At 42.6% G+C, this 14,242-nt stretch carries 11 protein-coding genes and 1 pseudogene; 1 reads left to right on the top strand and 11 read right to left on the bottom strand.

Going from position 1 to position 14,242, the window contains the following annotated elements:
• A pseudogene (locus AC04NP_RS04440) lies at positions 1–299 on the top strand (IS1634 family transposase); the annotation flags it as partial.
• Here AC04NP_RS04440 and AC04NP_RS04435 read toward each other — a convergent pair.
• The 11 genes from AC04NP_RS04435 to AC04NP_RS04385 all read right to left on the bottom strand — a co-directional run bounded on the left by AC04NP_RS04435 (position 280) and on the right by AC04NP_RS04385 (position 14,216).
• Positions 280–744 carry a hypothetical protein gene (locus AC04NP_RS04435; RefSeq protein ID WP_482858287.1) on the bottom strand — a complete coding sequence of 155 codons (465 nt, stop codon included), beginning with the start codon at positions 742–744 and terminating at the stop codon, positions 280–282. The pseudogene AC04NP_RS04440 and the gene AC04NP_RS04435 overlap by 20 nt on opposite strands.
• Positions 745–925: 181 nt before the next feature.
• Positions 926–1,306, bottom strand: a complete 381-nt coding sequence (locus tag AC04NP_RS04430) for a FecR family protein (protein WP_482858285.1) — start codon at positions 1,304–1,306, stop codon at positions 926–928.
• 64 nt (positions 1,307–1,370) lie between these two features.
• Complete coding sequence (locus AC04NP_RS04425; RefSeq protein ID WP_482858284.1) at positions 1,371–1,823, bottom strand: PIN domain-containing protein; 453 nt, start codon at positions 1,821–1,823, stop codon at positions 1,371–1,373.
• Positions 1,820–2,023, bottom strand: a complete 204-nt coding sequence (locus tag AC04NP_RS04420; protein WP_482858282.1) for a hypothetical protein — start codon at positions 2,021–2,023, stop codon at positions 1,820–1,822. The genes AC04NP_RS04425 and AC04NP_RS04420 overlap by 4 nt, the downstream gene beginning before the upstream one ends.
• Positions 2,024–2,466: 443 nt before the next feature.
• Entirely contained in the window at positions 2,467–2,673 is a 207-nt protein-coding gene (locus AC04NP_RS04415; protein WP_482858280.1) for a hypothetical protein, read from the bottom strand.
• Positions 2,674–3,440: 767 nt separating this feature from the next.
• Positions 3,441–4,670 carry a redoxin domain-containing protein gene (locus AC04NP_RS04410; RefSeq protein ID WP_482858278.1) on the bottom strand — a complete coding sequence of 410 codons (1,230 nt, stop codon included), beginning with the start codon at positions 4,668–4,670 and terminating at the stop codon, positions 3,441–3,443.
• Between the two features lie 100 nt (positions 4,671–4,770).
• A complete protein-coding gene (locus tag AC04NP_RS04405) occupies positions 4,771–6,096 on the bottom strand; it encodes a RagB/SusD family nutrient uptake outer membrane protein (protein WP_482858276.1) in 1,326 nt (441 codons plus the stop codon).
• 13 nt (positions 6,097–6,109) lie between these two features.
• Positions 6,110–9,418, bottom strand: a complete 3,309-nt coding sequence (locus tag AC04NP_RS04400; protein WP_482858275.1) for a SusC/RagA family TonB-linked outer membrane protein — start codon at positions 9,416–9,418, stop codon at positions 6,110–6,112.
• A 114-nt stretch (positions 9,419–9,532) separates the two neighbouring features.
• Positions 9,533–10,492 carry a FecR family protein gene (locus tag AC04NP_RS04395; RefSeq protein WP_482858273.1) on the bottom strand — a complete coding sequence of 320 codons (960 nt, stop codon included), beginning with the start codon at positions 10,490–10,492 and terminating at the stop codon, positions 9,533–9,535.
• 98 nt (positions 10,493–10,590) lie between these two features.
• Positions 10,591–11,172 (bottom strand): RNA polymerase sigma-70 factor, encoded by a 582-nt coding sequence (locus AC04NP_RS04390; RefSeq protein ID WP_482858272.1) that lies wholly within the window; start codon positions 11,170–11,172, stop codon positions 10,591–10,593.
• 218 nt (positions 11,173–11,390) lie between these two features.
• Positions 11,391–14,216, bottom strand: a complete 2,826-nt coding sequence (locus AC04NP_RS04385; RefSeq protein ID WP_482858270.1) for a WD40/YVTN/BNR-like repeat-containing protein — start codon at positions 14,214–14,216, stop codon at positions 11,391–11,393.
• Positions 14,217–14,242: the final 26 nt, after the last annotated feature.

Here is a 14,242-nt window from a genome sequence, read left to right as displayed (position 1 = left end):
AAAAGGCATTTCGTATGTCAAAGACCGACCTGAGAATACGTCCTATTTATCATAGGCTAAAACATCGCATTGAAGCTCACATTTGTATTGCTTTTACTGCCTATTGCGTCTATAAAGCATTAGAACGTATCCTTTATAAAGATAAATCAGCCCTTTCTGTGAAGAAAGTTGCTGAACTTACATTTAATATGTACCAGATCACCTATACGTTGCCGGATTCCAGCCATACAAAATCACGGCTCCTGAAAATGGATGATCTGCAAACTGAGTTATACCAAATTATCCAGAAAAATTACTAGGGTGTCCCATTGCGGAATACAGGACCCGGTCAGGTAGTATTTTCTGAGATTTCACATCAGGAGATTTCTTTGGCAGGATGTTGTGTACACCGATGATATTATTGTGTTGTTTGAATGAAAAACCCGTTTCATTGGCAATTTTTTTCAACACAAAGGCCACACTTTTGCGACCGGATTTCACTGTTAGCTTTGAAGTGGCGGCCTGGGTTAATAGTTCTTTTTTGTAAGTAAATTTAAAGTCTGTCTGTTTTTCAATAGCATCAAATACCTTTTTGATGGGTACCTCACTAAGATCGACGGTAATGAATACTTCTTTAATACTCTTGTATTGGCCTTTGCTTTCTTCTGCCAACAGCACGCCCGCACAGGTAAGAGAGAGGATAATACTGTAAAATAAGTTAATACTCACAGCAATAATAATTCTTTTAATTATAAAAATTTTCATAACTTCATGTTCAATCTGGTGGAAATTAGGTAACTAGCTTTAGTTTCAATCGAATTGTCCGGTCTGCCTAAACCTCCTGGACATTGGAATAGGCAGGCCTCCTTTTTTCAGCTAAATGGCCCGGCTTTATTGGTTATCGTTTTTTAAACATTTGATTAAACAGTTATTTTAATTTTGATAATTAACATCCTCCTTTGCCCCGGATAATCACCCCATCTGCCGTGCGTTCATACCTGATATCCAGTACAAAAATCCAATTCTCCAACACTGCATTCAGACTGGTATCTTCATATTCACCAACGATCTCGCAATTGAACATGCCCGGATTTTGCAACCGCACCGCTACCCCATACCAACGGCTCAGGGTTTTAACCGCTTCTTCTAACCGCACCCCGTCAAACTTTAAAATGTTATCCTTCCAGGCAATAAAATCTCCGGTGTTGACCGTGTCAAACTTTTGAAAACTTCCGGTGGCAATATCGTAAGCAACTTGTTGATTAGGGATTAATGTGACCTTGCCGACAAGGGCGGAAGCAGGAGGAGGAATCCTTTCAACGCTCACTTTTCCCGTTGCCTCGGTAACTTCCAGATCAGCTTCGCCAGGATTTGAAACTTATTTCATGAAATCAGCCAGTATTTAAAATTCTCGTTCGCAGTTCCCATAATTCATCGGCGCTTATAATCCTACTGAAACCTTTTTCTCTAAGACCAGTAATAAGTTTTTTATCACCAGTCCATAGATAACTATTCAAATACAACGTGAATGCGACATGTACGGTATCATTCGGATCAATATCTGAAACCAGTTTTTCGGAATCCAAAAGTGTATGTTCTGGTATAAGAAGCTCATCTAAAAATCTGATCTGAGAGAATACCAATGATTTCCTCTCGGTTAAGGCCGCTTCATTAAGTTTTGATAGGTCTAACAACTTGTGATTGTGCCGTTGAATTTCTTCTTTCAGGTAATTCGCAGCATAAAACCCGAAAACCCCCGATGAATTAAAAATCAAGTCTCCAATTTTGCCTTTGGCATTAAGAAGCAGACTGAAGAGTATATTCGTATCAACGACAATCTTCATTTAATAAATTTACTTCTGTTTTTCTCCCACCAGCCTTTCTTAACTTCTTTTGTTAATAAATCTATTTGCTCCTGTGTGGCCTGACTTTTTGCTCCAAGTTCCAGGTACCTCAAGTAATCAAGTGTCTGTTGTAACGCATCCGCATCAACCGACCCATCTAACCTGACTACCACTTCGTTGTTTTTTCTTTCTACAATCATTTTTCACTGGACTTTTTATAAATAAACGAAATGTTTTGATAAAAAGTAACAAATTTAAACCGCAATCCTTCTGAGGGGCATTGTTTTCTTTAACTTACCACACTTATTTCCAATTGGTTTTATTTGAAATAATTGATGTATGGTCAGTGCAGGATTAATGATGAAAACAGCCTGAATTCTAAGACTAAAGCAAGTCAATAAGTACAATTTTTTCAGTAACTGGGATAAATTGACAATTATTTTCAGTCGCTCATCTGATCATCAAACCAGCAAGAAACTCAAATTCTGCAACCTGAACCAGCAACTTGTATGCTTGCAAAAAATATTGAGAGTCGAGGGCCTGACTAATGCCGGTTTCCGTTATTTGATAATTTCATCAGTCAAACAATTGTAAAAAGATCCCGGCATCTCTCAGGATCAACCGGGATATTTTTGGGTTTGGGTTAAAAGTTATTGATTTGAATCACCTGGAGTGTGCTGTTGCCTTCGCCATCATCAACACGGCCGATCAATGCCAGAGAAATGTTTTTGAACACTACTTCTCTCCCCCTTCGCAGCGGATCTAAATCGAACGAGACCAGTGTATCTCCTCCGGCATTTTTAAAGGTAAAAGTATAAGTCCCCACTTCATTAGTTGCGGCAAATTCCAAATAAGGTGATGTATGAGTGAATGCCAGATCACCTGCAATGGCAGGCGTTGAATCAGCAGGTTATCACCATAATTTTCAGCAAGAACAAACGAATTCAGGTATTGATAATCAGATATCTGGTCATTCCCCGTTAACCCATAACTTCCCCTTAACTTTCCAAAACTTAAAAATGGTATAGCTTCAGTAATGAAGTATGTGGGTGGATGGCTATTTTCCCCCAGCAAAATCAAAAGCCATCCTCTGGCAGGGGATGGCTTTTTGATCTCATAGATTTTCTACTTTACAGTATCGGCCTTAAGTAGACCCCTTGATTAGGTACGGAAGTTATATGGCAGCACTCAACTTCAAAAGGCGCAGGACATTCACCTGAAGCAATCGGATCTGAGGTTTTGCATTTGATAACTTGCATATAATCAATAGATTATACGGATCCAACGGAGAAAAATCTACGCATACACAGCGCAACTGCAGCAATTTTTAACACAATCTTTTTCATTTTGGATTTGGTTTAGTTGTGATTATTTAATTAACACTATCCAATTTATAATATCGAAAAGTAGATTGTGTAGTCAACTTTGAGATATGAGTATAAATTCATTATGAAAAAGCAATAATACTTGTACTTAAGAAGGCTACTCTATGACTATTTTAATTTGACTACATTAATGTATTGAAGTGAAGCTGATATTTTCTTTGACCATTTACTTACAAATTATCCTTAAATTGATACTTGTTGAATAGGTCTACAAAAAAACCTACATCTACAATTAATTGAATCCATTGGCATTGGGTTTCTCGTACAGGATGAGTAAATCAACTTCCCTTTCACCATCCACTAGTTGCAACCCGAGTTTTTTGAGTTCTTTGTGGATGTTGTCTGGGTCCTCATTATACCAAGGTATATCAACATCGTAGTTTCCAGTAAGCCCTGTTTCATTGACTACAACTGTGATGTGATCTTTCTTAGCTAACATGTTCTCAAAAAACCTAATAAAATTCTCATTTAGCGGCCTGTTTTGCATGTGAAGGCCTCTGCCACTGAACCAAAACTCACCTTTGGATCCTGGTTCAGACTCTTTTATTTTTAAAGGCCCATCGGTTCGTTGTAGGACTTTAACCTGAACTTTTCGTTTTTCAATTCGAGATCTTAGTGGGAGAGTTCTGTGAAGGAAGTCCAGCATAATTGAACGAACTTCATCTTCAGTTTTACCTGGTGCGATAATCTCTAAGCTATACCGATCCCCTTTGTTAATATTTGGATCATATTTATCTTTATTTTGGACTTCGAAGAGTGTTCGGGTGGAAGGTGGAAATTCATTGGCATACTCAAGCAAAAATCTTGTGCCAATGCCATTGAATAGGATTCTGCCATTCTCAAAATTGGTCATCATTGCAGATCCACCCTTATATGGGGTTAAGGTGAATTGAAATATAGCATCTGCTGCGGAAAGATGATCTTCGCTGTTCCAGGTTATATTATCTGATTTTTCCTCCAGATTGACTGTTTTTTTATCCAAGATATCCTGGATTACATCATTTGTAATTTCATCGGCTGAAGAGATTACTCTGGTGAAGCCTTCTGGATCTATGACAATGGTATGGGGGATTGTTCTATGTGGAAATTGTTTGGCCAGGGTTCTATTTGGGTCTAGGACAATGGGAAGGGTTGTTGTCTTTTTGTTTAAAAACCTTTCTATTCGTTCCCGGTCATCACTTGTTATGGTGAGAACTTCTAAGGTTCCGGAGTATTTTTCTTTCAAACCCTCTAAGTGAGGAAATGCTTTTATACAAGGGGCACACCAGGTGGCCCAGAAATCAAGGATGACTACTTTTCCTCTATAATCAGACAGTTTTGCCTGTTGTTTATCATGGTTCATGATCTGCCCGAATATAAGGTCAGGCACCTTTTGTCCTATAAGGCTTTCAGATTCCGTTTGGGTGTATCCTGTTTGGGCAACACAAAAAATAATCGTTATGGTATATATATAATTTCTCATCAGTATTAAGGTTTATGAACCCAATGAACCTCCTAAACTTAGTTTTGGGTTGAAGGCCCATTGTTGGCTAATTTCAAAAGTGCATTACTTAATTGCATCGTTAGTACCCCGGGTTTTGCGGTAATAGATTGGGATTTAAATCAACCTCTTCCTGGGGAAGGGGCAGTAGTTTAGCCCTTGGGTTCCAATTGGGGTTAAATTGTCCCATTACCTGATCGACCCGGCCAGTTCTTACAAGATCGGCCCATCTGTGTCCCTCAAAAGCCAACTCTACAAAACGTTCCTGTTCTATGGCCAGTAACAAAGTGCTTTGATCGTTAGCAGTAGTATTGTTAAGTCCAGCACGATTTCTGATAGTGTTCAAATCTTCCTGGGCCTCAGCTATTTTATTTTGCTGTGCCCTTGCTTCTGCTCTTATCAAATACATTTCTGCCAGTCTTATCTCTTTTTTCTCCTGCAGTTCTCCGGATTGGGTTACATCACGATATTTAAATATGTAAGGCAAATCATTTTCATCCCTGTTTAATGCTGTGGCTTTTCGAATATCTCCAGGCTCAAATGCGTCTTCAATATTGCTGGTTGGTACAGAGGCATACCTCCCGCCAAGCGACTCAGGGAAAAACGATTGACCAACCCCCTGGTTGATAAACTGATCCGACCATAACTCGAAAATGCTTTCTTGAGAATTTGGCACAAATACATTTTCATAATTGACTTGAAGTTCATACAATGGATTATTTATAACTTCAGTGGCTTTGATTTCTGCTTGTTGCCAATTTTCCTGGTACAAAAAGGCACGCGCCAAAATAGCCTTAGCCGAGCCACGTGTGATCCTGGTTCTGGTCTTGGTCTGTGTATCATATTCCTCTGGCAGATGAAGTTCTGCTTCGGATAAGTCAGCAATAATATTGCTTAAGACTTGATCTTCAGGGGTACGGGAAAGTTTGCGCAAGACTTCTATATCAGTTGACTCAGTCCAAGGCACATCTCCCCAAAAAGGAATTAAATGCACCAGGTATTGAAGGGCGCGGATAGTTTTTGCCTCAGCAACAAATTGATCTTTCTGTTCTGCTGTAAGGTTTTCCACCCTCGGAATTTCCTGGATAATATTGTTTGCCCGGTAGATTACTTCCCAACTTGGATTCCAAACCCCTATCATTCCCTGTGTTGTGGACTCAACCACGTTAAGGGAAAATTCTCCGTCTCCTGGAAAATCATTTTGTTCATCACTCATATTGGCCAAGGTGGTGATAGGCCTTCCCGGATATAGTGCATATAAAGCAGCAATGGTTGCTTCTGCACTTTCAACGTCCGTAATGGCTATCTCGTCGATGATCGAGTCAACAGGGTTCTCATCAAGAAAATTATCACACCCTGTTGTGCATACTATTAAAAGAGGTATGTATAGAAATTTAATTGTTTTCATGTCGAATGGTTGGTTAGAAGGTCAGGTTGACGCCTGCAAGAAACATCCTCACCTGTGGTAAATTATTTTGCGTTATGCCACTTGCAGAGCCATCAGGCGCAGTGGCTTCGGGGTCCTGTCCGGGAAAATCAGTAATGGTGAAAAGGTTGGTTCCCGTCACGTAAAACCGGGCATTTTCAATATGCAGTTTCTGGGACAACTCTGATGGAATTGAATAGGATAACGTCACATTTTTTGCCCTTAAGTAGGAGGCGTCCCAGATCTGACGATCAGAAACCTGATTATTCAATCCCACTCCTGCAAAAGTTGTCACCTTTGGGACATCGGTTAGGTCACCAGGCTGTTGCCATCGCCTTAAGATATCTGTTATTTGATTATTTCTGTCCACTCCTCCGTTAAAATAGGATTGGGCTTGAAAATCAAACAGAAAAGCATCTTTAACAAATTGCATAAAAATGCTCAGGGAAAATCCTTTCCATGAAAAGGTATTTGTTATTCCTCCATAATAGTTGGGCAAAGTATTTCCTAACACGACACGATCTTCGTCGGAATTTATCTGGCCATCGCCATTTTGATCGCGATAAACTGCATCCCCGGTTTCGCTATCCACTTCAATAAACTCAAAGCCCCGTAAAATATTAATCGGCTCTCCCACAATCAAACCACCATTCAAGGAGAGAATGGGCTCATCATTAACAAGACTGATTATTTCGTTGTCAACAGTTGTTAAATTCAAAGTTGTATTCCATGAAAAATCATTGTTATCTATAATTGCAGCATCTAGGGTGAACTCCAATCCTTTGTTTTCGATTTCACCTATATTGCTGGTGACAGCGTCAAATCCGGCTGTACCAGGCAGAGGTCTTGCAAACAACAGATTTTTGGTCCGATTTATGAAAAAATCTGCTTCCAGCCTGATTCTGTTTTTGAAAAAGGCCAGTTCCATTCCGATATCGAGCTTTGTGGTCTCTTCCCATCCTAAATCCGGATTCCCTGGCCGAGTTTCAGCCAGGCCGGGTACCCCACCGTATCCTTGAACTGTGGTCCAGCGGCTTATACTTTCAAAAGTACCGATCTGATCATTTCCTGTTGTTCCGTAGCTAGCCCTAATTTTTCCAAAACTTAGCCAGAGGGGCGAAAGGAACGTTTCATCACTAAAAACCCATCCCCCGGAAATTGCCCAAAAAGTTCCGAAACGGTTGTCCTGGCCAAATCTGGAAGAACCATCTCTTCGCAATGAAAGCCCTAAAAGATATTTACCTTTAAAATCATAATTCAGCCTGGCAAACAGGGAGTTAAATGAATAGTCACGCCGGTTATTTTGGGTGGAAGGTACATTGGTGATAGTCCCCGCAGAAACAAGGAAAGGCAATTCATCGGATACGAAGTTGGTACCTGCTATGCTACTTGTTCTACCTACCTGATTAAATAATGTAGTGCCAATAACCGAATTAATGTGGTGAAATGAGCCAATGTTCTTTTCATATCTTAAAGTTGGTTCGATATTGAAGGCGTTGGATTGATTGAGTGAATACCTTCCTGAACCTTCTGAGAACAAGCCAATAAAGGTTGTAGAGGGATAAAAAATATTTTGCTCAATAATGTTGTAATCATACCCCAGATCTGATCTAAAGCTCAACCCATTGGTAATCTGGTAGTCGATATAAACATTAGCCAAAACTTTGCTGGAAAGGCTTTCAAATTTGGGTACGGTTAACTCTTCAACTGGATTATATCCAATGGTTCCAAAAACGACGATAGGAGTTGTAAAGTCTCCGGTGGAGTCCCTTACAGGAATATCAGGTCTTGCTATTACCGCTCCTTTGGTGGGGGAGGCAAAGGCAAGATTAGCTGAGAACATTTTATTTTCTTCGCGACTGAGGGCAATGCGCGTTCCAACCTTCAATTTGCTATTTACCGCATGATCAAGATTTAGGCGAAAATTCCCTCTTTTCAAACCGGAATTTTTTAATATGGCCTGCTCATCCCTGAAACCACCACTTATAAAAAACCGTGTTTGGTCGTTGCCTCCTTGCAGACTTACATTATATTGGTTAATGCGGGCTGTACGATAGATCTCGTCCTGCCAATCTGTATTAATGGTAGAGTCTACATCTAACAAGTCATTCGGAATCGGAAGGCCATCATTTTCAAAGGCTTCTCTTTTTATTTGAAGATACTCCTGGGTGTTTAACAAGTCCAGCAATTCAGTGGCCCTCCCGATCCCGCTAAAAACATCCACATTTACTTTTGCTTTACCTTTATCCCCTTGTTTAGTGGTGATCAGTACCACACCGTTTGCCGCCCGCGAACCATAAATGGAGGTAGCGGCGGCATCTTTCAATATTTCAATGGAAGCAATGTCTTCGGGATTGATGCTGCTAAGGATATTTGTCTGTCCTCCAAGGCCAGCATTTCCAATATTTGTCAGGCTACCGGAAATAATTGGGACCCCATCTACTATAAACAAGGGTTCATTCCCGGCGTTGATGGAACTTTGCCCTCGGATACGAATTAATACCGGACCTCCGGGAGCCCCCGAAGACGCCTGCACGTGCACCCCTGCAGCCTGCCCTTGCAAGGCCTGATCAAAACTTGTAACAGGCAGGTTTTCAATATCCTTTGCGGTCACCTTTGCCACCGAGCTTGTCAGCTTGCGCTTGGACTGTTCTCCGTAACCCACCACTACCAGTTCCTCAAGTGTGGTCAGATCCGGTTGCATTACTATGTCGATAGCACTTCGTCCCGCTATATTCACTTCCTGTGTAACAAACCCAATAAAAGTGAACACCAACGTTTCAGCATTATCAGGTACGGATAAAGTATAATTCCCTTCCAAATCTGTAACAGCGCCTATCGTTGTCCCTTTTACCAGGATAGTGGCACCACTTAATGGCTCCCCGTTTTCATCGGTCACCTTGCCGGTAATCACTTTAGCCACCTCGGGTTTTACAGGTAAATCTTTTTTCTTCAGGGCCACTGAAATGTTTCGATTGAGTTGCCGGAATTCGTAGGCGGTTTGTCGGGATAGCCCGGTGAGGATGTCAGCTACGCTGGTATCCTGGTGGTCTAAAGTAAAAGTTTGCAGATCTTTTTTCACCACTTCATCGTACATGAATAAAAATTTGGTTTGTTGTTCAATGGCCGAAAAAATGGTCATCAGGGTGGCGTCTTCGAGTTGAACGGAAACATGCACCCGGTGGATACTTTGACCTTCCGCTCCCCCTGCCAAAAGCAGGGACATGGTCAAAATCTGTATAATAAAAGCAATCAGTATTTGTTTTGATGCAAACATCAATAGCTTTAATGCATTAATTTTCATAATTTTATGCTTGTTAACTAGAAGGTTAATAATTTTTAGACCTGTAGCTGCGGGAACAGTTGCAGGTTTTTTTGTAGTAGATATTTTAATCTGTCATAGGCATATTTTTTTTATTTAACATGATTCACCGGTGATGAGAATGGTTCTTTCATCCAGGAATTCAAACTGAAAACCTTTTATATGGGCCAAACTCTTTAGAATATTAATCAGTTGATCGTTGTGAAATTTTCCGTTCATGGTGCAGCCGGCCAGGACGGGATTAGCAAACCGGATATCCACATCGTACCATCGCTCCAGTAGGGAGGCGGTCTCATGCAGCGTGGTTCGATCCAGATAAATGATGCCATCTTTCCAGGCAAAATGCCGGTCGGAATCAATGCTTTTTTTAGTCAAACCAGTAGATGAAAGGACGGCTTGTTCACGGGCGGTTAATACCACCATTTCGGCGAAGTCCTGAGAATGAGTCACCTGCACCTTACCTTCCTGCACTGTAACACTGGCAGGTTCCTCATCGTAGGCGGAGATGTTGAATACCGTGCCTAATACGGTCGTGGTAAAATCTGGCGATTGCACCAGAAATGGCTTGGAAGGATCGGAGGTTACCTCAAAAAATCCTTCTCCTGTCAACTCCACCTGCCTGTTTTTTCCATCAAAGCTTTCCGGATAAACCAGGGAAGATTCTGCATTTAAGGTGACACGGGTGCCGTCAGGTAACACTATCTTTGCCTTGTGGCCACGTGCAGTGGTTTTGGTAAGCAAAACCACCTCTTGCGGGCCGGATACATATTGATAAGCCAACCAGGAAAGGCCCACCATGATACTCACCATCGCTGCCACCCTTAACCAAACCGGCCATAGTGGCCTGGCTTTGGCCGGCATGGCCTCCTTTTTATGTATTTGCTGCCTGACGCGGTGGTAAATCTCTTGTCGCGCCTGCTGTGCTTCATCGGGTTGCCATTGTTTTTTTTCATTTTGATAGGATTGGAAAAACGCGTGGATCCATTTTTCCTCCTCGGGAGTACACAATCCCCGGGTATATCTGTCCAGTAGTTCATCAAATTCCTTCTGATGCATTAGGTATCGTTTACCCATGAGTAGCACAAACCCTCCTTTGCACCTACGGCTTTGACAAAAAAATTTAAAAAATTATTATGGGGTTAATAAAAATCCGGTCAAAGTTGAGACAAAATGCATACGATCAGGGTCGTTAAGCGGTCCAGGGAAAAACGGAGACGTTTTAAGGCTTTATTGATTTGGTTTTCCACGGTGCTCACCGATATACTCAGCCTGCGGGCTATCTCCTGGTTGGAAAGGGATTGAAAGCGACTCAGATAAAACACTTCCCGGCAACGGGGGGGTAAGGTCGTTAAGCTTTGCTCAAAGGCTATTTCCAACTCTTTTCGGTAAACCGACTCCTCCACAGCATTGGTTTGTAAAATCCAGTTAAATCTATTCAGGTAAGTCTCCCGGAGCTTTTTTCTGCGAATGAGCATAATGACCTGGTTTTTGACGGCCTTGTAAAGATAAGCTGAAACCTGGTCTATTTGCAGCGCTGACCGCCGGGTCCAAAGGTCAGTGAAGACCTCCTGTACCACATCCTTGCTGATTTCGTCATCCTTTACAACATTCCATGCGGCGTGATAGAGCTTTTCCCAGTACCTGTGGTACAACTCATCAAAAGCAGCCCATTGCCCTTGCTGTAGTAGTGCTACCAGGGTTTTGTCGGTGCAGGAAGCCAGATTTTCATGCGTCATGGTGTAGCATGGATTACTTGAGCCCTCCAAATTAAAAAAATATTTGGGGAGTGGTAAAGATTGGATTGGTTAAATTATCGTGAATTTTTTTGTTGGCTCCTGTAAATGTGTCTTCGTTATTGTATAGCTCCAAGACATACTATGACTGGTAGAGGTAATACCGTGAATGGAAGAGCCATACTGTAACTGCTTGGAACTATGCTATGACCAGAAAGGAGTTATTCTATTTCAAAACCAACCTCATCGACCTCGTCGCCGTTGACAAACCTTATGGTGTATTTGCCCTTTTGAGCATAAACGAGGTTAGGGTCAGAGCGTTTACGTTTGGCGGATAGTGGCTTGTCACCTACTTTTAAGTCCCAGGAAAGCACATGAAACCCTTTGGAGCCTTCACCTTCCAGGTTTCTTAGCAGGTTGTTCTTATCATCGTAAATCCGGATATCCACTTTCCCGGAAGGCCTGCCTACGTAATAACGCAGACCCACCGTGGGCAGGTTGGGCTTTAAATAGGGATACCGCTTTTCACCCCAGGTCTTGGAATGCCTGACCGAGCCGGGCTCGAAGGCTATCACCGCCTTGCGGGCTGTATCTCCCTTCAGTTTTTGAAAGGGTTTAACATCCAATACATAAACACTTCTTCCATGCGTAGCCACCACCAACTCGTTTTCGCGGGGATGGACGATCATGTCATAAGAGGCCACATTGGGAATTTGATTCAGATGCTCCCAGTGGCTCCCCCGGTCAAAACTGATATAGGTGCCATGATCTGTGCCGACATATAGCAAATCCTCATTGACAGGATCCTGAATCACAATGTTTACCGGCTCATCGGGAAGGTTACCCTGAAGCGACTTCCAGTTTTTTCCATAATCCTCACTGACATACAAGTAGGTGCGAAAATCATCATCCCTGTAACCGGTGAGCGAAACAAAAACAGTCGCTTCATCATACGGGGAAGGCGAAATGCTGCTAACCCATTTATCCGCCGGCAAACCACCGGAAATCAGCTCCCAATTCCCACCACCATTGGGAGAAAACTGTATATTGCCATCATCGGTGCCCACATACAACAGACCAAATTTATGGGGTGACTCGGCTATGCAGGTAATGGTAGAATACGGCACATTGCCCTGGGGTTTGTCTTTAGTCAGGTCACCACTGATCGCATCCCAGCTTTTTCCCTGATTGAGGCTGCGAAATACCTTCTGGGCGCCAATGTACAGAATATCAGCATTATGCTTACTTAAAATCAGCGGGGTGCGCCAGTTGTATCTTAACTTCGGTTCGCCAATATCATGCTTTGGAGAGATGAAAGTTGATTTACCCGCAGATCTGTCAAGCCGGAAATAGTTCCCGAATTGAAAACCGGCATACACAATATCGCTGTTACGGGGATCCGGAGCGACAAACATGCCATCGCCCCCAAAAATAAATTCCCAGTTTTTGCTTCGGCCAGGTACTGTCCTCGATGAACCTACGAGGGTGCCATTGTCCTGCAATCCGCCATAAACATGATAAGGTTTTTCCATATCCACATTGACCGTATAAAACTGGCCCACGGCATCATTGTTAATATGCATCCACTCGGCGCCACCGTCATAGCTGACGTACAGGCCACCGTCATTGCCCAATAAAATATGATCATCGTTATCGGGATTTACCCACATGGCCTGATGGTCAACATGAACATTTCCGATCGTATCGATACGCGCAAAAGTTTTCCCACCATCCTCAGACTTCAATAAAGGAACACCGTAGACGTAAATTTCATCCTGGTTTTGTGGCGAAACAGTTATTTCCCCGAAATAATATCCATACGTAAAATACACGCCTTCCAGGTCATAGGTATTCATTTTATTCCAGGATTTACCACTATCTTCCGACCTGTACACCTGTGCCCCGGCAATCTTGGTGTCAAACAGCGCCTGGTTGGCATCACCAAAATATTCGGCAAGGGCCCTGGGCTCATACTTGTTTTCGGAGATTTCCTTTTTAACCAGTTGGCTGTGATACTTTGCCGGGTAATTATTCTTTTTAAGAAATTCATCCAATTGTTTGTCATCCAGCCCCAGCAGCGTTTCTTTAGACATATTAATAAAGTCCTTTATTTTGAAGCCTGGCTCTTCGTCTTTTTTTTCCTCTTTCGTTTCAACCTGACTGTCCATCACGGCATAGACTATGCTGGGATTTCCCTGGGCGTAATTGACCCCAATACGGCCGTTGGTGGCTAATTCGGGAAATCCTTCCATGGATTTAGACCAGGTCTCCCCGCCATCCTCAGACCTGAAGATGCCAGAGCCGGGCCCGTTGCCTTTAAAATCCCAGGCTTTTCGGGTCCTTTCCCAGGTAGCGGCGATGAGTTGATTGGGATTTGACGCATTGATGGTCAGGTCTGTCACACCGGTGCTGTCATTCAGGTAAAGTGTTTTTTTCCAGGTCTTTCCCCCGTCGGTAGATTTATATACCCCTCTCTCCTCATTTTTTGAATACAGTGCCCCTAACGATGCTATCCAAACTATGTCGGGATTGTCAGGGTGCACCAAAATGCGTGAGATATGCTGTGTATTATCAAGTCCCAGATGCGTCCAGGTTTTGCCAGCATCAAGGCTTTTGTAGACACCCGAACCTGCATAGCTCGACCGGCTGCTATTTTTTTCACCCGTGCCCACATACAAGATGTTGGCATTAGATGGGGCCAGTGCCATATCCCCAATGGTGAGAGCCCCCTGATTATCAAATACAGGTTGAAACGATACACCGTTATTTTTGGTTTTAAACACGCCACCGGAAGCATAGGCAACGTAATAGGTATGCCTGTCAGAAGGTTCTACAGCTATGTCGACAATCCTGGCACCTTGCACCACGGGACCGATGCTGCGAACCGGATAGTTTTTCAGGATAGAATACTCCCTCATTTCGGCTCTTAACCTGATAGATTCGACGATTTCCGCCCCGGTCGATGGCTGTGCGGGGGTAGCAATGATAGAAAGCCGGAAGATGAATGATAACGCTACTGTAATTTTTAAGGGTTTGTTTTTGTGCATAAGCAATAAATTCATTTATTTTCCGA

This window comes from Agaribacillus sp. DX54, assembly GCF_056858335.1.
This window is presented reverse-complemented; position numbering and strand designations above follow the sequence as displayed.

Excerpts from the sequence above, each read along its gene's own strand:
- AC04NP_RS04420 (WP_482858282.1), bottom strand. The coding sequence starts at position 2,023 with ATGATTGTAGAAAGAAAAAACAACGAAGTGGTAGTCAGGTTAGATGGG.
- AC04NP_RS04425 (WP_482858284.1), bottom strand. The coding sequence starts at position 1,823 with ATGAAGATTGTCGTTGATACGAATATACTCTTCAGTCTGCTTCTTAAT.
- AC04NP_RS04390 (WP_482858272.1), bottom strand. The coding sequence starts at position 11,172 with ATGACGCATGAAAATCTGGCTTCCTGCACCGACAAAACCCTGGTAGCA.
- AC04NP_RS04385 (WP_482858270.1), bottom strand. The coding sequence starts at position 14,216 with ATGCACAAAAACAAACCCTTAAAAATTACAGTAGCGTTATCATTCATC.
- AC04NP_RS04405 (WP_482858276.1), bottom strand. The coding sequence starts at position 6,096 with ATGAAAACAATTAAATTTCTATACATACCTCTTTTAATAGTATGCACA.
- AC04NP_RS04410 (WP_482858278.1), bottom strand. The coding sequence starts at position 4,670 with ATGAGAAATTATATATATACCATAACGATTATTTTTTGTGTTGCCCAA.
- AC04NP_RS04400 (WP_482858275.1), bottom strand. The coding sequence starts at position 9,418 with ATGAAAATTAATGCATTAAAGCTATTGATGTTTGCATCAAAACAAATA.
- AC04NP_RS04435 (WP_482858287.1), bottom strand. The coding sequence starts at position 744 with ATGAAAATTTTTATAATTAAAAGAATTATTATTGCTGTGAGTATTAAC.
- AC04NP_RS04395 (WP_482858273.1), bottom strand. The coding sequence starts at position 10,492 with ATGCATCAGAAGGAATTTGATGAACTACTGGACAGATATACCCGGGGA.